We start from the raw sequence: 19,719 nt of genomic DNA, 5'->3' as shown, positions 1-19,719 counted from the left end.
GGATTTTGTTTTCTTTCCAGGTTGCAAATGATAGAATATGTCCATACAAATATCATTCGTAATTAAATTAGTCCGCTAATAAATCTTGGGAAGTGATAGAAATATGAAAACAAAATATCAGGTCATTATAGAAGAATTAAAGAGTAAGATTTTATCAGGAGATTATAGCGTAGGAGAACGGATTCCCACTGAATCGGCTTTGCAAGAAACTTATAACGTCAGCCGCCACACTGTACGCAAGGCAATCTTGGAATTAGCCACCGAAGGATTCCTGAGAAGCGAGAAAGGATCCGGGACTTATGTCAGCGGTGAGTACAAATCCTCCGGTAAACCCACCAATAAAACAATCGGCGTCATTACAACCTATATATCCGATTATATCTTCCCTTCGATCATCCGCGGGATTGAAGGGCGTCTCAATGAAGAGGACTATTCCTTGCTATTAGCTAGTACCAATAATGATGTAGAACAGGAAAAAAAAGCTTTGGAAATGATGTTATCTTATGGAGTGGATGGTTTGATAGTCGAGCCTACCAGGAGTAATTTATACAATCCCAATATTGCTTATTACCTATCATTCAAGGAAAAAGATATACCATTTATCATGATCAATGCTCATTACGAGGAATTGGATGTACCTTATCTATGCCTGGACGATGTACAATCCAGTTATCTTGCTACAAATCTATTGATAAATAAAGGACATACACAAATTGGTCTTGTTGCAAAAATGGATGATTTACAAGGAAAGTATCGAATGAAAGGGTATATAAAAGCGCTCGGTGAAGCTAAATTACCTTTTCAGCCCGAGCATGTACTCTCTTTCGATACAGAAACCAAACAAGATTTGCGTATGAATATGAAAAAATTCCTCACAGAATATAAGGAGACGCTGACTTCCATCATATGCTACAACGATGAAGTCGGATTAGAAGTAGTGAATGTATGCAGACAACTAGATATAGCAGTACCAGACAAATTGTCCATCATCGGTCAGGACAATTCCTATATTGCCAAAAATGCCAATATCCAATTGACTACATTGACCCATCCGCAAGAACTGATGGGGCGTGATGCCGCTGATTGGATCATCATGAAGCTTCAAGGAAAGAAAGATTTACCGAATGAAATTTATTATCAGCCGGAAATGATCGAAGGGGAAACAGTCAAAGAACTCACATGACTGAAATGCTTCCGAGGAGTCTCCCTGTTCTGTCCACCCTAATTTAAATCAACGCAAAAAACCCGAACTTACGCGTATCTTCATTTCAAGATTCACGTCCTCGTTCGGGTTTTCCTGTTACTGGAACTCTTTTGTCCCAGCCTCTTTCCGTTTTCCTTATCGTACGTTCATATCATTTGGATGTGCACCTTTGCGGCGTCCGGCATCCAATTTGTTGATGGCATCCATATCCTCAGCAGAAAGCTCGAAATCGAATACTTGGAAATTCTCTTCGATGCGGGATGGTGTCACGGATTTCGGAATGACGATTGTGTCATTCTGAAGATGCCAGCGAAGCACGACTTGGGCTGCTGTTTTGCCAAGCTTTTCAGCGATAGCAGTTACGACTTCATCCTTCAGCACATCGCCGCCTTGGTCAAGCGGGCTCCATGCTTCAACGAAGATATCGTGCTTCTTGCAGAATTCTTTCAGCTCGTTTTGTGCCAAGTACGGGTGGCATTCAACCTGGTTCAATACCGGTGTGATTTCTGTTTCTTTCATCAGACGCTCGAGATGCTCAATCTCAAAGTTACATACGCCGATCGCTTTCACGCGGCCGTCTTTGTAAAGCTTCTCCAATGCTTTGTAAGTATCTACATACTCGTCATATTGCGGTGTCGGCCAGTGGATAAGATAAAGATCCACATAATCCAGGCCAAGGCGCTCCAGGCTTGCTTCAAAGGCAGCGATTGTGTTGTCATATCCTTGATCGGAGTTCCACACTTTTGTAGTGATGAACAAATCTTCCCTGTTCACATTCGCTTCCTTGATCGCTTTGCCGACACCTTCTTCATTTTTGTAAATCATGGCTGTGTCGATGCTGGTATAACCAACTTCAAGTGCTTTTGCTACTGCAGCAGTTGCTTCTTCGTTTCCTACCTGCCATACTCCAAAGCCAAGCTGTGGCATTTTCAAGCCATTGTTTAGTGTTACATAGTTCATCCAAAGCACTCCTTTAGCGGTTTTTTATCGTAATTAGTATAGCGTTGCCTGCATAGGCTGTCATGTAAAATGCCTATGCATTCACACGACCTCCAACGGTACTTTCGACGCTGGCGGCGGGAATTCCTTGTCTATTTTTGCAAGATCATCTTCATTCAATACAAGATTGCCCGCATCAGCGTTTTCCATCACATGCGCAGCTTGTCCGGATTTCGGTATGCTGAGAACCTGGCCAGACCGGATCGTCCAAGCCAAAGCAATTTGGGAAACAGATACATCATATATTTTTGCCAGTTCCCGGACAGCGGCATTTTGCAGGATTTTCTTCCGGTCCCCTTGTGCCAATGGACAATACGCCATGATCGGTATCCCTTTTTCCTTATGCCAAGGCAGCAAATCATATTCGATTCCTCGGGCTGTGAGATTATATAGTACTTGGTTAACTGCGCAATTCTTTCCATCCTCGATCTTCCACAGCTCTTCCATATCATCTGTATCGAAATTCGATACACCCCAGCGCTTGATCTTCCCTTCTTCCTTCAGCTGTTCAAAAGCAGCTACCGTTTCCTCAAGCGGGACTGCTCCTCGCCAGTGCAGCAAATACAAATCCAGATAATCAGTGCCTAAACGCTCCAGGGAATGATTGCAAGCTTCCAATACATCATCGAATGCGGCATTGGAAGGTAGAACTTTTGAAACAAGGAAGACTTTTTCCCTTCTATTAGCAATAGCTTCCCGTACAAGATGCTCTGACCGGCCGTATCCGTACATTTCGGCTGTGTCGATCACCAGCAGCCCCTGATCGATCCCTGTCCGCAACGCTTGGATTTCATCATGCCGTTTCGACTCATCATCCCCTACATTCCATGTTCCTTGTCCGATTGCCGGAAGTTCGGTTCCATCTTGGAGTGTAATCATCTTCATCGTTTTCTCCTCCTCATCACTTACTTTTTCCCGTCAGACATCATTTATCAAACGTTTGTTCAAGAACGATGGATGGCAGCTTACATGCTCTTATTGGCAGGATACGCCAACTGCCATTGTTTTTCCTCAGCTGAACTGTCCCGACCCAATCACGAAATTTTTTCATCCATGGGCACATTGATCGGGACCTTATCCGGCTTTTCTGCTCGGCATCTACATCCCGGTCAGACAGCTGCCTGGATTCGTCCAGGAAATCACGAAGTTTTTCCCGCCGACATATGGTGTTGCAGCCTTGTGTGATGTCCTGATCTGCAATGGAAATCACCTTTGCCAAAGCCCCAAACTCCATATTGGACGAATTCAAGGAAACATTCGGCTTGCGAATTAATTTATTCGATTCTGTCACACAGCTGCCCGGCATCCGCAGCATACTCTTCCTGACTGGCATGATTTTTTAAGCTTTGGCATTTGGATGCGTTCTGTCCGGATGTGATTTGAGTTTTTACCCAAGGAGCAAAAAAGACAGTATCCTGTTTAACGAGGAGTACTGTCTTTTTTTGTTTATTGCCTATTATTCAAACGCTTGTTTGACTTCCTTCTTCGACATAATCTACTCCTGCAGATAACGATATAACGTTGTCTTGCTTATGCCCGTTTCAATGGTAATTTCCGCTATCGTATATTTTTTGCTGCGATACATATCAATCGCCCTCTGCACATTCCTGTCCGGCTTCCGCGGTCTTCCCCCTATCCGATTCCTCGATTTGGCTTCAGACAGGCCTGCTTTGGTCCTCTCCCCGACCACTTCTTTCCGAAAATCGGCAATCTGTTCCAGATGCTGAAAAAACGAATCTTCCCTGGTATCGATCCCGTCTTCTATCGATACCAGGACGGCTTGCTTTTCCTTCAGATTCCGGCAAATTTCGATCAGATGCTTTGTCGAGTTAGCCAGACTGTACAATTTGCGTACAACCACCTCATCTCCTGGCTGCAGCTTCTCCAACAGTTCCTCGAGTAAAGGCTGTCCTTGTACATCCTCCCTTTCTTCTATCACTGTTTCACAGCTTTTTATTTCTTTTGGCTGCAGCGCCCATTTTTCTTGTACAAATTCCCTTATATATGCGATTTTCATTCCGGCTCACCCCAAATATGGTACCAAAAACGTTTGTTTTGGTTCACAAAATACTTCCATCATGTTACAGTAAGCTTAACAAAATTCGGACGCGACTTCTATGAGACTTGGAAGTCAACACATTATATATAAAATGAGGTGTATGTAGATTGTCAGCAACAAAACTGAATAAACAATGGTTTGGCAATATCCGCGGTGATCTCCTATCCGGTATCGTCGTGGCCTTGGCCTTGATTCCCGAAGCAATCGCTTTTTCCATCATCGCAGGTGTAGATCCGATGGTCGGTTTATATGCATCCTTTTCCATGGCTGTGATCATTGCCATCGTCGGCGGAAGACCTGCGATGATCTCTGCTGCCACAGGCGCGATGGCATTATTGATGGTGACATTGGTAAAGGAGCACGGCTTGCAGTATTTATTTGCCACCACCATCCTGACCGGTGTCCTGCAGCTCCTATTTGGCGTCTTAGGTATTGCCCGTTTCATGAAATTCATTCCGCGTTCGGTCATGATCGGGTTTGTGAACGCACTTGCCATCCTGATATTCATGGCACAAGTTCCGCATTTCATCGGGATCAATACGACCACTTACATCATAGTAGGTGTCACACTTGCCATCATCTATCTGTTCCCTTACGTCACGAAGGCCGTGCCGGCACCCCTGGTAGCCATTCTGGCAATGACCATTCTGTCCATCGTATTGCATCTCGATGTCCGGACTGTAGGTGACTTGGGTGAAATCAAACAAGCATTGCCTTCTTTCTTGATTCCTGATATCCCCTTCAGCTTGGAGACCTTGCAAATCATCTTCCCGACGGCATTGGCGCTGTCGATCGTCGGGCTGCTGGAATCCTTGCTGACAGCATCGATTGTCGATGACATGACAGATACCGATAGCAATAAAAACAAGGAAGCTCGCGGACAGGGCATTGCCAATATCGTGACAGGCTTTTTCGGCGGCATGGCAGGCTGTGCGATGATCGGACAGTCCGTCATCAACGTCAAATCCGGCGGGCGCGGACGTCTTTCCACCCTTGTCGCAGGTATATTCCTGATGTTCCTCATCCTTGTTTTGGGAGACTGGGTCGTAATGATTCCAATGCCTGCACTTGTCGGTGTCATGATCATGGTTTCCATCGGTACATTTGATTGGCACTCACTGCGCAGCCTCACACGCGTGCCTTTGTCGGATTCGGCTGTCATGGTCGTGACCGTCATCGCGGTGGTAGCCACGCATAATTTATCCATCGGTGTATTCATCGGTATCCTGCTGAGTGCCATTTTCTTCGTTGCCAAGATTTCAAAAGTGAAAATCGAAGAAAGTACTGGCAAAGACCATATCCGATATGCTATCACAGGCCAGCTTTTCTTTGCCTCCGTGACCGATTTCATGAATGGCTTCTCTTATGAGGATCCAGTAAAACAAGTGACCCTTGATTTTACAAATACGCATGTCTGGGATGACTCCGCAGTGGCAGCGATTGACAAAGTCGTGCTAAAATTCAGGGAGAAAGGGACGACTGTCACCTTGGAAGGCTTGAATAATGACAGTCAGGCACTGATGCACAGATTGACAACCAGCGATTCGGCATATGTGAAAGTATCAAACCATTAAAAGGCGGTGCATCCATGTATAAGAAAATCGTAGTGGCAATCGACGGTTCCGATCATTCTTTTCTCGCAGCAGAGCACGCAATCCAGCTGGCAAAGCTGCAGCCTGAAACACATGTCGAGGGAATTCAAGTCCTGGATTATGAAAAGACAAAAGCGGATGTCCTGCACAGCAGCGATCCAATCCAGCTCCAGAGCAAGCGCGAGGAGAAACTCCAGCGATTCCGCGATGCATTCGAAGCTGCATCCATCCATTACAAATTGATCATGAAGCATGGCGAGCCAGCCTCAATGATCCTTGAGCACGCACGTGACACGAAAGCCGACCTCATCATCATCGGCAGCCGCGGACTGAATCCTCTCCAGGAAATCGTACTCGGCAGCGTCAGCAGCCGTGTCGTAAAACGAGCCAAATGCTCCGTGATGATCGTTAAATGACAAAGGCTGCCGGATACCGGCAGCCTTTTATTTTACTAAGGAAAGGAGTAAGACAATGAAGATAAGAAAGCTCCAGCCAACAGAAACGCCGCCAATGGATCTTCTCCTCGAAGCCGATCCCTCTAAAAATCAAATTGCCGCTTACCTTCGCGAAGGCAGCAGCTATGTCGCTGAAAAAGAAAATCACATTCTCGGCATCTATGTCCTGGTGAAGAACAGGGAAGACACTGCAGAAATAATCAATATCTCAATCAGAGAAGCCCATCAAGGAAAAGGTATCGGAAAAAAACTCATCCGTCATGCGATGGAACAGGCCCGCGCAAAAGGCTTTGCCTTCTTGGAAGTGGGAACAGGCAACTCCAGCATCGATCAAATCGCCTTCTACCAGAAATGCGGCTTTCGCATGACTGGAATCGACCGGGATCATTTCCTCCGGCATTACGACGAACCGATTCATGAAAATGGCATCCAGTGCAGGGATATGATTCGTTTTTCATATGAGCTTTAAATTTGAGTGTCCACACTATGATAAACAATCGCTTCATCGATTTCCTTGCGTAATAAAGGGCAAGCGCAGAAGATCAAGCCTCCGCCTTAGCTGGTGCCCTGGAAGCAACCCGATAAAAGTGTCCATTGGATTCTACGCTTTCTGCGTGTATAGAAACAGTCTCACCAGTCGGTAAATGGACGAAAGGTACTTTCTCTTTTTTCTCGGTAAATCGGATTTCCCGTTTTACAACGACCTCTTTTCGCTTATGGACGAGATTAGCCAAATCCTCGACAATGGCGCTTGCTGTCGGCAAGGCACCAGCACCCGGACCCTGGAGCTTCAGCTTGCCAACCAGGTCACCTTCGATACACACGGCATTATCCACTCCATCGACACTGTACAGCGGATGATCTGCAGATAATATCACCGGTTCGACAGAGGCTGTGACTTCCCCTCCTGCATTTTCAAGCGTTGCAACATGCTTTATTTTCCAGCCTCTTCCTGCTGCCTCCTGGATATCCTGCGCGGAAACGGACCGGATTCCCCTGCGCGTCACTTTTTCCCAATCCGGCTGGGCCTCGAATAATAAATCACTCAGGACCATCAGTTTATAAAAAGCATCCCAGCCATCCACATCGTTGGCTGGATCCGCCTCTGCAAATCCGGCTTCCTGCGCAAGCCGCAGTGCATCTTCAAATATCAATCCTTTATCGGCCATTTCAGTCAGGATGAAATTGGAGGTGCCATTCAATATCGCCTCCACTTTGACAACACGATTGATATGCAGGAGCTGCTTCAGTGTGCCGATTACCGGGACACCGCCTGCCACTGCTGCTTCATATTCCAGCCTGACACCTTTTTGCTTTGCCAATCGCTTTAGTTCTGCCCCGCGGGATGCAATCAGCTCTTTATTCGCCGTGATGATATGACAGCCGCGATGGATTGCCTCACTCAGATAGCTGAAGGCAGGCTCGATGCCCACACTCGCTTCGATGATTACATCGAGCTTTTCGATTGCAAAAAGCTCCGCTGCTTCGTCGGTGAGAAGTGCATCCGTGACTTGCCCTGCATACTTCTGTTTATCGCGCACCAATACACCCGCCACCTGTACTTCTTTCCCGAATATCGTCTGCAGATTCTCCTGATGGGAGCGGATTGTCCTCCCCACTGCGCTGCCTACGGTACCATAACCTATCAATCCAATTTTAACTGCTGTCATCCTTGCTGCCTCCTTCGAGTGATTTTACGCATAAAAAAAGCCTCCCTGAGAGGACAGGGAGACGAATGAACCGCACTGTGTCTTCTCTCATCTGCAGGAATTAGCACCTATACAAGTCTAAGATTAACTTGCAGGTTGCCGGGCATCATCGGGCCAGTCCCTCCGCCACTCTTGATAAGAGTTTTGTATTCGTTTGTTATGAAGGAGTTTAGCATGAATAAGATACATCGTCAACTGAAAATTCACACAATATCAGCCGACCAGACTGTCATAAAGGGAACGCGCCCGGGCGATATCATTTACGCCATGAACGATTGCCCGCCCATCGGCAAATAACACAATCCGATGGCCTTTGTAGTGCAAGGCGAGCAAATGTTCATTGGCAGTGACATGATCGACCGCAGAAGCCCATTCCTCTGACAAAGCCGGCAGATCCAGTGATTTCTTGGCACCAGGCCGGATATGGACAGCTTCCCTGCCGCATAATACATCCATCCTCGTCTGTCTGGCACCGTCCAGAAAGGGCAGTGTGGCATTTGTGCTGCAGCTGGGACAGCTTGAATCCCTCAGCCCCCGTACGTCCACTCTCGAGTAATCACCCGTCCAAATATCAAACGCAGATAATTCCGGCGTTACTTTTTGACCGGATAGAAGCCGCAATGCCTGTGTCACCTGCATGGACGCCACCCATTGGACAATGGGACTGATGATTCCTGCCGTATCACATGTTTCACTTTGCTCAGGAAGCTGCTCGAGGAGACAATGCAAACATGGGGAAGCTTTGTCTCCCAGCACCGGATATGTCACACCATAGCTTCCGACACAAGCTCCGTATAAGAAAGGGATATCATGCTTCAGCGCTGCATCATTTACAATCAGCCGGGTCTCAAAATTGTCTGCAGCATCCAGAATCACATCCGCACCTTCCATCAGCTGCTCGATATTATGATGATCGACATTTTCGATTACTGGTTTTACCGTTACATGCTGATTGATAGCCTTTAGTCGTTTCGCTGCTGCTGCTGCTTTTGGCAAATAGGCAGCAGCATCTTCTTCCGTATACAGCTGCTGGCGCTGAAGATTATGAAGCTCGACATAATCCCGATCAATGAGCACCAGCTCCCCGATGCCTGCCCGCACTAGCATTTCTGCTGAAGCAGAGCCCAATGCGCCCATGCCGATCAACACGATTCTACCGTTCTCGACCCGTGCCTGCCCTTCCTTGCCGATAAACAATTCCTGCTTCCGATAACGATCCCGCATCAGGTAAACAATCCTTCACTCGGGCTGCTGGCTGCAGCATAGTCCTTCTCCGGGATTCTGCCTGCTTCGAACCCCATTCTGCCCGCTTCGATTGCCAGCTTCATTGCACGCGCCATCTTCACAGGGTCCCGGGCACCGGAAACTGCTGTATTCAGCAAGACACCATCAGCCCCGAGCTCCATGGCATAAGCAGCATCCTTCGGAGAACCAATGCCCGCATCGACAATCACTGGTACGCTGCTCTGTTCCACGATCATACGAAGATTGAAGGGATTGATGATACCTTTTCCCGAACCAATCGGCGATGCACCCGGCATGATGGCATGCACCCCCAAATCGATGAGCCGCTTGGCCAGCACAACATCATCCGACGTGTAAGGAAGGACAATGAAACCCTCCTCCAACAACATTTCAGCTGCCCGCAGCGTTTCGACTGGATCAGGAAGCAACGTCCTATCACAGCCGATCACCTCCACCTTCACCATATCGCATAAGCCGGAGGCCTTCGCCAGCCTGGCGATACGGACAGCCTCCTCTGCCGTTTTGGCACCTGCCGTATTCGGCAGCAAGGTATACCGTTTCAAATCAAGCTGCTCAAGGAAATTCGGCTGGGACGGCTCGAAAATATCCATCCGGCGTACCGCAAATGTCAGTATCTCCGCCTTTGAAACATCGACAGCCTCTTTTTGAACCTCGAATGACGGGTATTTACCTGTCCCCAGCAGCAAACGGGAAGCAAATGTCTTATCTGCGATTTGTAACATCGTTCATCCTCCTCCGACAAAATGAATCAATTCGACTTTATCGCCATCTCTTATAGGCTGATCTGCATAGGCAGATTTATCGATGATTTCGTTGTTCAGTTCGACAATCACAATCCTATTCTCCAAAGAAAGGGATGACAGCAGCTGGGCGATATTCCGGATGTCAGCGGATAATGCATGCTGCCTGCCATTCAGTTGAATGCTCACATCAATACCTCCTCATCGGTATGCAGTCGGTCGACTCGAAACGCTTCCATCCATACTTCCGGAACTGCCTTACCGTCAATCAAGTCACAGATCATCTTACCTGTAACCGGCGCAAGCAGAATCCCATTGCGCTGATGACCAGCAGCAATGAATAATCCCTTCATCTCTGGATGCTCCCCGATCAGCGGCTTGCCATCGATCGTCTGAGGTCTGAGACCGGCCCAGCTTCTGAGAAAAGGCATCTTATCTATCCCCGGCAGCATCTGTCTCGCCTTCTCCATGACCCTGTGTATACCCCCGGATGTCGGCTCTGTACTCCAATCTCCCCTGACCTTTGTTGCACCGATGATCAGCTCATCATTGTTCCGAGGAACAATATAATGCTGGTCATGGAATAAACTGCAGGAGAGCGGTATCTCTGTATTGGTGACAGCGATGCATTCCCCTTTCACCGGATACATTGGTGTCCCCAAGCCAATCCGCTGCAAAAGGGCATTACTCCATACCCCGCCGGCAATGACCACATACTCCGCCTGCCATTCTCCCTTGGAGGTCTGTATCCGATATTGCCCATCTTCCTTTGCAATGCCTTCCACTCGAGTGAACGCATGTATACGGGCTCCTGATATTTTGGCTGCCGAACAGAATCCTCTGCAGGCAATGGCTGGTGTGACATGTACATCGTCCGCTATATGGATCGCTCCTTCCAGGGACTTGGTCAGCCCCGGCACTTCTTTTTCCGCAGCAGCTCGGTCCAGCCACGTCACACCTTCCAAGGAACAAATATCGGATAGCCTTGCTCTTTCTTCTGCCGTAAAAACAAGCTGCAGTAATCCGCCTGTACGCCGTTCGATATCTATCCCTGTAAGCGCACGTATATCGGCTTCCGCTTCTTCGTACAGCTGTTGGCTAGTCCGGGCAAAGGAATAAAGCAAAGCACCGAACTCTTTATACTCCGAATGGGCGCCTAGCATGCCCGCTGCGGCTCGTGTCGAGCCTGACCCAATCTGTCCGGCTTCGAATAAATCGACCCGGTGCCCTGCCTTTGCCAAATAATAAGCGATTGCACTGCCGATGATACCCCCTCCAACCACAGCTACCTCACTGGATTGCTTCAAGACGTGAACACTCCTCCCTTAATTCCTTTACAGCCTCAAGCGGTTGTTTTGCTGAAAAAATACCGCTCATTACAGCAGCGCCATCCAATTCAAGCGCTTTCAGCACAGCTAACCTCTCTGCCGTGATTCCTCCTATCCCATACATCGGCACTTGGATGCTCTGCCGGATTCGCACTGGATTGGATAGCGGCTGAGGGGCTTTCCCCTGCTTGCTTGCCGTTGGAAAACAATGACCATATAACACGTATGCCGCACCAGCTGCTTCTGCCTCCATGGCTTCCTCAAATGAATGGACGGGAGCCCCGATCCGCAGCTCCGGATACTGCCTTTTCAACTCTTTCAATGGCAGTCCGTGCCCTGGTACATGCACCTGCTTCAAGCCAAGCAGCAATGCTGCATCAACCCGGTCATTGATCCAAAGCTTTTCCTCTGGCAGTCCTTCCTTCACTAACTCCCGGCATAGCTGATACACCGCTCCAGCCGGCTTGTTCTTTTCCCGGATCTGTACATGATCGACATAAGGATGAATATCCAGCAAAATACGCAGCAAGTCGGGAATATCATGCCTGTCATCTGTTACTGCCATCAATTTGATTGCTATCACCTTCCTTGACGAACAGTCCGGAATACATAAAAAACACCACTCCCCAAAAGGAAAGTGGTGTGTACTGTCTACGAAAAATACATACAAAAGAGCATGTAAACTCGAGTGTCTACACTTTCCTACGCAGGTCCGAACCTGTTCAGGTTATGAGGGTTTAAAGAGTCACCACTCTTAATCTCAGCCCTTATGAAGGGATCCCCTAGTGTGAAAATAAACTATGAACTTACCCATATCGTAGCATAATCAGTATAATTTGCAAGATTTTCTCAATATAAAAAAGACCATCCGAATCGGTCAGATGGCCTCCAAAGAAAATATAAATCAGTATTTATAAGATTGTCCGCCGTCAATCGGCACAACAGTAGCATTGATGAAGTTCGCTTGATCGGAGAGAAGGAATGCAACAAGATAACCGACTTCTTCCGGCTTACCGAAGCGCTTCATCGGGTTGACGCTGACAAATTCTTTGCCTGCCTCTTCCCAGTTATCCCCGCCGATTTGACGCAAGGAACCTTCTACCATTGGAGTCATAATGGCACCTGGTGCGATGGCTTTGATGCTGACGCCGAATTGCCCGTATTCGATTCCGGAGTTCTTCGTCAAACCTACCACACCATGCTTACTTGCTGCATAGCCAGACTGGTTGCCGATTCCGCGGATTCCACCTACGCTAGCTGTATTCACTACAGAACCATGACCTTGCTCCTTCATTACTTTCAATACATGACGCATACCGTAGAAAACACCATTCAAGTTGATGTTCACAACGCGGTCGAATTCATCCACAGGATACTCTTCCGTTAGATTCTGTGTTCCCTCTACACCAGCATTGTTGAAGAAACTGTCAATCTTGCCAAACTGATCAACTGTTTGTTTTACATACGCCTCAACTTCCGGCTCGTTTGCACAGTTTGCCACAATTGTAAGAACTTCTGCTTCCGGTGCTGCTGCAAGGACTTCCTGCTTTGTTTCTTCCAAGCCTTTTTCACTTATATCAACAAGGGAAAGTTTTGCGCCTTCTTTTGCTACTTGAAGTGCTGCTGCACGGCCCAGTCCAGAACCGCCGCCTGTAATCAATACTACTTTATCTTCAAACCGTTCCATGAGAATCTCTCCCTTTTAGTTTTTTAGATTGCCGTGAACCCACCATCGATCGGCACCACCGCGCCATTGATATAAGATGCCTTTCCAGTCAGCAGGAAGGTGACAAGCTCCGCCACTTCTTCCGGCTGGCCAAGACGCTTCTGCGGGATAGGCTCTGTCGCATTTACGAATGCTTCCGGATTCTTTTCCTTATATGCACGAACCATTGGTGTTTCCGTTGTGCCTGGGGCAATTGCATTCACTACGATGCCTTGCGCCGCATACTCAGCAGCCAATGTTTTCGTGATGCCGACCATTGCATGCTTCGTCGCGGAATAGGTGCCGACTGTCGCTTGACCGACAACACCCGCCGTGGACGATGTATTGACAATGCGCCCGCTGCCATTGGCAAGCATCACTTCCAAAACGTATTTCAAACCATAAAGGGCTCCATTCAGGTTGATACCCAATACCATATCAATCTGTTCAATGGTATTGTCCACAAATTTGACGCCCGGTCCGGAGATTCCAGCATTATTATAGAACATATCGATAGTTCCAAATTCCTCTACCGTTTTATCTACATAATGTTTTACTTCCTCTGCTTTGCTGACATCCGCTTTTATAAAAATCGCTTTTGATCCCTTCTCCCCCACTAAACGGACCGTTTCCATACCAGCTGCTTCAGATACGTCAACAACGCTGATTGCGATGCCTTCTTCTGCTAATCGCAATGCGACAGCTTGCCCAAGTCCGCTGCCGCCTCCTGTAATCACCGCTACTTTCTGTCCACCCACAAGCAAACCCCACCTCCTACAAATTGAGTAGGTTTATTTACCTACCTTATACGTAAGAGGTTACACCTTTTACGAAAAAGCAGTCAAGCAATTTGAATGCTCAGAAAACTTTTTGAACAAATATAATCCATTTGTTCAATGACGCAAACGGTAGTATGTTTCACAGAATTGACAGTGTTGTTCATGGATGCCTTTCAAATGTAAGCCCTGGATCAAGTTGGGGTAATGTGCGAGTGGATCTGGACGGCAATTTCGCTTCTATTCCAGCAGCCGTCTTTTCGAACCGTAATGTTTCACTATGCAAGCCCAGCAGCCACAAGGCAGATCCATTCTGTTTCTTTATATCCACGGAATTGCTGTTCAACTTCTACCTTCCTATACCTGCATCTCATTCCGTCCTTTCTCTATGAATGAGATGCACTGGTACAGCAGGCAGGTCTGCCAGCTTCTCTGGTAAAAAATCGGGCCTTAACGGGAGCTCCTTGATTCCAGCAAGAGAGATCCATTCATAAGAAAAATCGCATCCTTCAGGAGATACGATTCCCCCGGTCCCTAAAAGCCTATCTTCCACATCCTTGACCAAATAAATAAAGCAATATTCATGATATGGGCGATCCCGATAGGTAAAGAAGTTCTCCACTATCCACAGCAGCCTCTGTGCCTTTGCAGGAATGCCAAGTTCTTCCTTGAATTCCCGTTCCACGGCTTGTGCAGAATCCTCCCCCAGCTGTATCCTGCCTCCGATAAGCGCCCAAAATGGCTCTTTTTTATTTTTGTGAAGCAGTACGTGATCATCTTTTATTACAATGCCAGCCGTCCGGCAATTCAATACTCGTTCGCCTAGCTCAATCGTTAAATCCTCCACCGCGGCCACCCCCCTCGATTTCCCGAACAATGTAAAACGGACCAGCACCATGGTTGGACGGGACCACTATCTTCCGTCCACTTTTCGGATAATAAGCAGCATGGAAACTCACGCCAGGGTCAAAACCGATAACATAGAACTTCTTGATTTCACCCGCTTCTTTTTTCATCCAAATACCATAGCCATAATATGTTTCTTCATCCACTTGAACGTGCGATGTCAGCAGCTTGTCCGTAAGTCCTGCGTTCAGCAGCTCATGCTGGAACAGCGCATCCCAGAAACGCATCATATCAGACGCACTCACATACACACCGCCATCAGCTCCCCCTCTGACCGGCAGTGCATAAATATTGGAACGATATCCTTCGTCCTCTTTTATGTAACCGACTGCCGTATTACCCGGCAATTTATCAAATGGAAAGTAACCAGCTTCCGTCATTCCAGCTGGATCGAAAATATAGTCCTGAACGAATGCCGTAAAAGGCTGACCAGCCAGCTCTTCCACTACCAATCCCAAAACGATGAATGCTGCATTGTTATAATGGAACCGCTCCCCCGGCGAAAACGCCATCTTTCTATCCTGGAATAAAGGCAGAAAATCCACACCGGATCGCATCCGATACATCGGCAAGGTTCGCCACAACTCTTCGAAATCATCCATTACCTCTTCATCGAAATAATCAGGAATTCCCGACGTGTGTGTCAGCAAATGATGAATCGTAACATCCTGGTGGAAATGAGGAAATGGAATCGATAGGCAATCTGCCAATTTCGTATGGAAATCCAGTTTCTTTTGTTCTACCAGCTTGGCAATTGCCACAGCAGTAAAGACCTTTGCACCGGAAGCTATTCCGAACCTTGTCTGCTTATCAAAAGCCAGCTTTTCTTGCTTATTGGCATACCCATTTTGGAAGAAACAGCTTTCCTGATCCTGTTTTATATAAGCAACTCCCGAGAAATCCATTTCCTCTGCTGCCTTTTTCAATCTATTCTTCAAATCTTCCAACACAAACCCTCCCCGACTTTCGAATCTTCAAAATACTCAAAGCGAACCTGAGTCCTGCAATCCAAACCATTTTATCTCTCACTTCATGGTACCATAATTGGAAATATATGATGGATATAGAAATAATGAATGACGCCGATTGTATGTGCATGGCTGTCCTGCAGATATAGGATGAGTTAAATGTGTAAATACGCATCCTTTAAAGATAACGGCAGACAAGTGATTTGTCCGCCTTTCAATCAGTATCCATACCTAATCCCCCTAATGTTTGCAGGGTATTCAGTCGTTCCATTCCAGTTATAAGGGGCTTTGCCCGATGGATTAAAGTTTGTGTCACTTCCAGGGCAAGTGATGCCTGATGAGCTGCTTCATCTTTCCATACCTCATATACATATACTGCTTGCGGCTCCTCATTGGACAAACTGACCTGATATACTTCGCATCCCTCTACATCCCCCATGGCCTTTGCTGCCTCCAGAAGAATCTCACTCAATTCTTCTCTATCTTCTTTATCTACCAAGAACCTGCCAAACAAGCCGAACTTCTGCATCCGATCCAACCTTTCCTTGTAAGAAATTGTTTAAATGAGGAATACGACAAGCTTATACAAAATCCTTTATCCATAACAAGCGGTCATCATGACAATATTTAAACAAAAAAAAGCGGACAATTGACTTGTCCGCTTACCACTATTGATTTTGTACTGTCTTCTGAACTGCACTCCGCAAAGACCATACCGCAAAAGCAAGCGAGATGATGACCAGGATACTTCCGACATGCGCTGTCGTCTGCATGGAAGAAGTTGCTCCATTCACGACTCCGCCGACTAAGGACCCCAGTGAAATCCCGATCTGCAGTGCCGAGTTGTTGAAGCTTTGATGAATGCCGGCAGTCTTTGCATCGGTTTCCACGATATAATTCTGCAATGGCGGTGCCAGACTCCAGCTTAAAGCGGCCCAGATTACCATCACCACCAGGAATAACGGGAAGGAAGCAGTGGAGAAGGGCAGCACGAACAGGATGATGGCGAATGATGCGACTACAAGGATGATACTCACCTTGGAGCCGAATTTATCCGCCAGGCTTCCGCCGAAGGCTCCGCCGGCAACTGCTGCTATACCGAAGATAAAGTAGCAAATACTGATCCATTGTGTGTTCAGATTCAATTCGGATTCCAGGAAAGGCGTGAAATACGCATATATTGTATAGTGACCTGCAAGCAGGAACAGCATCGTCAAATGCGCTGTCAGCATTTTTTTGTTCCGCAGTGCTTTCAGCTGGGATTTCAAGGACTGTACCTGCTCGACTTCGATCCTATCGAGCGTGAACGCAATCAAAATCATGGAAAGCAAGGCCATCAAGCCAATGAATAGAAACAGCATCCTCCAGCCGAAAGCATCACTGATGATGATACCGATCGGAACCCCAAGCACAAGCGAGGAACTGATACCCATATAAATAAGACCGATGGCTTTTGCGCGATGCTGCGGCTGGACGATTTTTGCCGCGATAGTCAAAGAAAGAACAATGATCAATGCTGTGCTCATTGCTGTCATGACACGAGCGATCATGACAAAAAGAAATGATGGGCTCACATAGGTAATGACATTCCCCAAAACGAACACACCCAGTGTCAGCAGCAAGAGCTTCTTCCGCTCGATATTTGACGTCAATGTATATAAAATCGGACCGGATAATGCGTAAACCAAAGCAAACACAGTGATCAGCTGACCAGCCTGGCCGATCGAAACATGCAAATCAGCTGCAATCGTCGGCAATATCCCCCCGACAATCAACTCTACTAACCCTACCGATATTACAGAAATAGCTAATATAAAGACTCTGAAATTCAATTTCCATTTCCTTTCTATATCCTGAATTCGAAAATGGCACATAAAAACTCCCCGATTACAGATAGATATCTGTAATCAGGGAGTTATGGCTCCTGGTAGAGACCCTCAAACCAAATTATTGAGGTTATACAGTGTGAAACGAACATATTCCATTTTCTTAAAGCATTATAGCAAGATAGAGCGGTGACTGCAAGATGGACCAAGCCTCCATGAACATCCCCATAAACCAGGTAAACATGTCTAAACATCAGGAAATTTAACAAAGACGCAATAACGGTATTCATACATTCCAAGTTTTTATGGTTGCTTTATCGGAAAAACTCGATATACAATGGATTCATGAATACAATCGAATTATTCAAAGCTTTGTCGAATGAGAAACGACTGCAAATCCTGCATTGGCTGAAAGAACCGGAGAAGCATTTTCCCAAGCAGCAGGCTCATCTGCCGAAGGAGGTCCATTACAAGGGCGGCGTCTGCGTCGGGGACATTCAGGAAAAGGTCCAAGCTTCCCAATCCACGGTATCCCAATATTTAGCCATGATGCAGCGCGCTGGGCTGCTGGAATCGATCCGTTATAACCAATGGACCTATTACCGCAGGAACGAAGAGACGATCCAGAAGCTGGCAGCATACTTAGATAAAGAGTTGTAATCGAATTGCAAGAGATCCTTCAGGGATTTCTTTTCTTTATGCATTGAATATCGATTTATTCCGATATACAAATATAACGATTGGAGTGACACGATGGCTTTAACAAAAAGACAAACATTTTTAGCATTCACCCTGACATTACTGACATTCGTCATGGGGACAAGTGAATTCGTCATTGTCGGCTTGCTGACAGAAGTCGCTGCCGATCTGCATGTAACCGTCGCTTCCGCAGGGACACTCGTTTCCGGATTTGCCATTGCCTATGCAATCGGCACTCCGCTATTGACTGGCTGGGTAAGCAGGTTTCCGAAATACCCGCTCATGCTGACACTGATTATTGTTTTTATCCTTGGTAATATCATCAGCGCGTTGACATCATCCTTCGGCATCCTGCTGGCAGCACGCATCGTCACAGCAGCCGCAAGTGGCGTCCTGACTGCCTTGGCAATGACGATAGCAAGTGATACCATGCCGGCAGCAAAGCGTTCTTCTGTCATTGCACTCATTTTTGCCGGTTTTACGATAGCCAATGTCCTTGGCGTGCCGCTGGGTACCTTCATCGGTCAGTTAGGCTCCTGGCACCTGACATTTTGGACAACAGCACTGCTCGGGGCGATTGCGTTCCTCATCAGTCTGTTTATTTTGCCAAAGACGACAGCCGGGGAGAAAAGTTCCATGCTCAAGCAGCTCGTTCTTTTCAAAAATCCCAAGATACTCGTCGGCTTCTTCATTCCGACATTCAGCATTGCAGGGACATATACAATCTACACGTATATCACCCCGATCATCGAGGATGAATTGGGAATTGCTTCCAGATCCGTTGGAATCGTACTGCTCGCTTATGGGGTCTTCTCCATCGGAAGCAACTTCCTGGCTGGTAAAATCGCCGGCCGGAACGGAATCGGGGATTTGCGTTACGCATTCATCATCCAAGCGATCATCATCGGCTCCCTTTATGTGACAATGGATATTACCATAGCTGGATTGATCAGCATCATGCTGATGGCCGTCATGATATATGTCATGAATGCCACCATCCAAATCTATTTGATGGACCAGGCAGCAGCCTACTCGACAGCAGCCAGGGACTTCGCTTCCTCCCTTACACCTGTGTCAGTAAACATCGGTATCACACTCGGTTCAGCTTTGGGCGGATTGGTCGTGGCCCATGGAAATCTGCCTAACCTTGCCATCGTAGGCGGGGGTTGTGCCCTCATCGCCTCCGCGCTGTCATTTGTAAGTTATCGCATGAAAGACTGAAATATCATTGAAAAAAGACAGGTGCAAGCCTGTCTTTTTTCTTATCCACTGTCCCATCAATATTAAAAACTCCCCGTATACATTGTCTGTACACAGGAAGTCCCGTAATGAGATTCATCCATAAAATGCCCGATACATATTCTTGCCATCCTTCTTCGCTTGATACAAGGCGGTATCTGCACTCCGCATCAGCTCATACCCTTTCTTCCCATTTGCCGGATAAAAGGCGATGCCCATACTGGAGGTTGTGTTAAACAAATTCCGTC

The 19,719-nt window shown here is 47.1% G+C and carries 23 protein-coding genes and 3 riboswitches; of the genes, 6 read left to right on the top strand and 17 right to left on the bottom strand.

Annotation, left to right across the window (positions count from 1 at the left end; translation table 11 throughout):
• Window positions 1-103 precede the first annotated feature (103 nt).
• Window positions 104-1,183 (top strand): GntR family transcriptional regulator, encoded by a 1,080-nt coding sequence (locus tag CHH53_RS11645; RefSeq protein WP_095216304.1) that lies wholly within the window; start codon window positions 104-106, stop codon window positions 1,181-1,183.
• Window positions 1,184-1,339: 156 nt separating this feature from the next.
• On the opposite strand, the gene CHH53_RS11640 is transcribed toward CHH53_RS11645, so the two are convergent.
• The 4 genes from CHH53_RS11640 to CHH53_RS11625 all read right to left on the bottom strand — a co-directional run bounded on the left by CHH53_RS11640 (window position 1,340) and on the right by CHH53_RS11625 (window position 4,220).
• Entirely contained in the window at window positions 1,340-2,164 is an 825-nt protein-coding gene (locus CHH53_RS11640) for an aldo/keto reductase (protein ID WP_095216303.1), read from the bottom strand.
• Window positions 2,165-2,245: 81 nt separating this feature from the next.
• Window positions 2,246-3,088 carry an aldo/keto reductase gene (locus tag CHH53_RS11635; RefSeq protein WP_095216302.1) on the bottom strand — a complete coding sequence of 281 codons (843 nt, stop codon included), beginning with the start codon at window positions 3,086-3,088 and terminating at the stop codon, window positions 2,246-2,248.
• A 40-nt stretch (window positions 3,089-3,128) separates the two neighbouring features.
• Complete coding sequence (locus tag CHH53_RS11630) at window positions 3,129-3,518, bottom strand: hypothetical protein (RefSeq protein WP_095216301.1); 390 nt, start codon at window positions 3,516-3,518, stop codon at window positions 3,129-3,131.
• A 180-nt stretch (window positions 3,519-3,698) separates the two neighbouring features.
• A complete protein-coding gene (locus CHH53_RS11625) occupies window positions 3,699-4,220 on the bottom strand; it encodes a recombinase family protein (RefSeq protein ID WP_095216300.1) in 522 nt (173 codons plus the stop codon).
• Window positions 4,221-4,369: 149 nt separating this feature from the next.
• Between CHH53_RS11625 and CHH53_RS11620 the strand changes: the two genes are divergently transcribed.
• The 3 genes from CHH53_RS11620 to CHH53_RS11610 are packed head-to-tail and all read left to right on the top strand — an operon-like array spanning window position 4,370 to window position 6,778.
• Complete coding sequence (locus CHH53_RS11620) at window positions 4,370-5,836, top strand: SulP family inorganic anion transporter (RefSeq protein ID WP_095216299.1); 1,467 nt, start codon at window positions 4,370-4,372, stop codon at window positions 5,834-5,836.
• Window positions 5,837-5,850: 14 nt separating this feature from the next.
• Window positions 5,851-6,270, top strand: a complete 420-nt coding sequence (locus CHH53_RS11615) for a universal stress protein (RefSeq protein ID WP_095216298.1) — start codon at window positions 5,851-5,853, stop codon at window positions 6,268-6,270.
• A 55-nt stretch (window positions 6,271-6,325) separates the two neighbouring features.
• A complete protein-coding gene (locus CHH53_RS11610) occupies window positions 6,326-6,778 on the top strand; it encodes a GNAT family N-acetyltransferase (protein ID WP_095216297.1) in 453 nt (150 codons plus the stop codon).
• Window positions 6,779-6,851: 73 nt separating this feature from the next.
• Here the strand turns inward: CHH53_RS11610 and CHH53_RS11605 are convergent, their stop codons facing one another.
• From CHH53_RS11605 to CHH53_RS11545, 12 genes are all read right to left on the bottom strand, one after another.
• Window positions 6,852-7,979, bottom strand: a complete 1,128-nt coding sequence (locus CHH53_RS11605; protein ID WP_095216296.1) for a homoserine dehydrogenase — start codon at window positions 7,977-7,979, stop codon at window positions 6,852-6,854.
• Window positions 7,980-8,063: 84 nt separating this feature from the next.
• Window positions 8,064-8,160, bottom strand: a riboswitch (SAM riboswitch).
• Between the two features lie 71 nt (window positions 8,161-8,231).
• Window positions 8,232-9,242, bottom strand: a complete 1,011-nt coding sequence (locus CHH53_RS11600) for a ThiF family adenylyltransferase (RefSeq protein WP_095216295.1) — start codon at window positions 9,240-9,242, stop codon at window positions 8,232-8,234.
• A complete protein-coding gene (locus CHH53_RS11595; protein WP_095216294.1) occupies window positions 9,242-10,006 on the bottom strand; it encodes a thiazole synthase in 765 nt (254 codons plus the stop codon). The genes CHH53_RS11600 and CHH53_RS11595 overlap by 1 nt, the downstream gene beginning before the upstream one ends.
• 3 nt (window positions 10,007-10,009) lie before the next feature.
• Window positions 10,010-10,213 (bottom strand): sulfur carrier protein ThiS, encoded by a 204-nt coding sequence (thiS, locus tag CHH53_RS11590; protein WP_095216293.1) that lies wholly within the window; start codon window positions 10,211-10,213, stop codon window positions 10,010-10,012.
• Window positions 10,210-11,331 (bottom strand): glycine oxidase ThiO, encoded by a 1,122-nt coding sequence (gene thiO, locus CHH53_RS11585; protein ID WP_095216292.1) that lies wholly within the window; start codon window positions 11,329-11,331, stop codon window positions 10,210-10,212. The genes thiS and thiO overlap by 4 nt, the downstream gene beginning before the upstream one ends.
• Window positions 11,315-11,935: a thiamine phosphate synthase gene (locus tag CHH53_RS11580; protein ID WP_233135056.1), complete on the bottom strand. Its 621-nt coding sequence runs from the start codon at window positions 11,933-11,935 to the stop codon at window positions 11,315-11,317. Before CHH53_RS11580 ends, thiO begins: the two co-directional genes overlap by 17 nt.
• Before the next feature lie 99 nt (window positions 11,936-12,034).
• Window positions 12,035-12,146: riboswitch (TPP riboswitch) on the bottom strand.
• Window positions 12,147-12,256: 110 nt separating this feature from the next.
• The gene (locus CHH53_RS11575; RefSeq protein WP_095216291.1) at window positions 12,257-13,039 is read right to left on the bottom strand and encodes an SDR family oxidoreductase; all 783 of its coding nucleotides are present in this window, start codon (window positions 13,037-13,039) and stop codon (window positions 12,257-12,259) included.
• A gap of 23 nt (window positions 13,040-13,062) precedes the next feature.
• On the bottom strand, window positions 13,063-13,821 hold the full coding sequence (locus CHH53_RS11570; RefSeq protein WP_369819884.1) for an SDR family NAD(P)-dependent oxidoreductase: 759 nt from the start codon (window positions 13,819-13,821) through the stop codon (window positions 13,063-13,065).
• A gap of 382 nt (window positions 13,822-14,203) precedes the next feature.
• On the bottom strand, window positions 14,204-14,680 hold the full coding sequence (locus CHH53_RS11560; RefSeq protein ID WP_158221549.1) for an NUDIX hydrolase: 477 nt from the start codon (window positions 14,678-14,680) through the stop codon (window positions 14,204-14,206).
• Window positions 14,661-15,644: a serine hydrolase domain-containing protein gene (locus tag CHH53_RS11555; RefSeq protein WP_095216331.1), complete on the bottom strand. Its 984-nt coding sequence runs from the start codon at window positions 15,642-15,644 to the stop codon at window positions 14,661-14,663. Before CHH53_RS11555 ends, CHH53_RS11560 begins: the two co-directional genes overlap by 20 nt.
• Window positions 15,645-15,921: 277 nt before the next feature.
• Window positions 15,922-16,236, bottom strand: coding sequence for a putative quinol monooxygenase (locus CHH53_RS11550; protein ID WP_095216288.1), 315 nt, complete (start codon window positions 16,234-16,236; stop codon window positions 15,922-15,924).
• Between the two features lie 139 nt (window positions 16,237-16,375).
• Window positions 16,376-17,539 (bottom strand): MFS transporter, encoded by a 1,164-nt coding sequence (locus CHH53_RS11545; protein ID WP_095216287.1) that lies wholly within the window; start codon window positions 17,537-17,539, stop codon window positions 16,376-16,378.
• A 52-nt stretch (window positions 17,540-17,591) separates the two neighbouring features.
• Window positions 17,592-17,691: riboswitch (purine riboswitch) on the bottom strand.
• A 187-nt stretch (window positions 17,692-17,878) separates the two neighbouring features.
• Between CHH53_RS11545 and CHH53_RS11540 the strand changes: the two genes are divergently transcribed.
• Window positions 17,879-18,193 (top strand): ArsR/SmtB family transcription factor, encoded by a 315-nt coding sequence (locus tag CHH53_RS11540; protein WP_038565330.1) that lies wholly within the window; start codon window positions 17,879-17,881, stop codon window positions 18,191-18,193.
• Between the two features lie 93 nt (window positions 18,194-18,286).
• Window positions 18,287-19,453, top strand: coding sequence for an MFS transporter (locus CHH53_RS11535; protein ID WP_095216286.1), 1,167 nt, complete (start codon window positions 18,287-18,289; stop codon window positions 19,451-19,453).
• Between the two features lie 114 nt (window positions 19,454-19,567).
• Here CHH53_RS11535 and CHH53_RS11530 read toward each other — a convergent pair whose 3' ends face one another.
• Window positions 19,568-19,711 carry a diguanylate cyclase domain-containing protein gene (locus CHH53_RS11530; RefSeq protein ID WP_143594494.1) on the bottom strand — a complete coding sequence of 48 codons (144 nt, stop codon included), beginning with the start codon at window positions 19,709-19,711 and terminating at the stop codon, window positions 19,568-19,570.
• Window positions 19,712-19,719: the final 8 nt, after the last annotated feature.

It is taken from the genome of Terribacillus sp. 7520-G, assembly GCF_002271665.1.
Lineage (GTDB): Bacteria > Bacillota > Bacilli > Bacillales > Amphibacillaceae > Terribacillus.
Note: the sequence above shows the minus strand (reverse complement) of the source record. Positions and strands in the feature narration are given on the sequence as shown.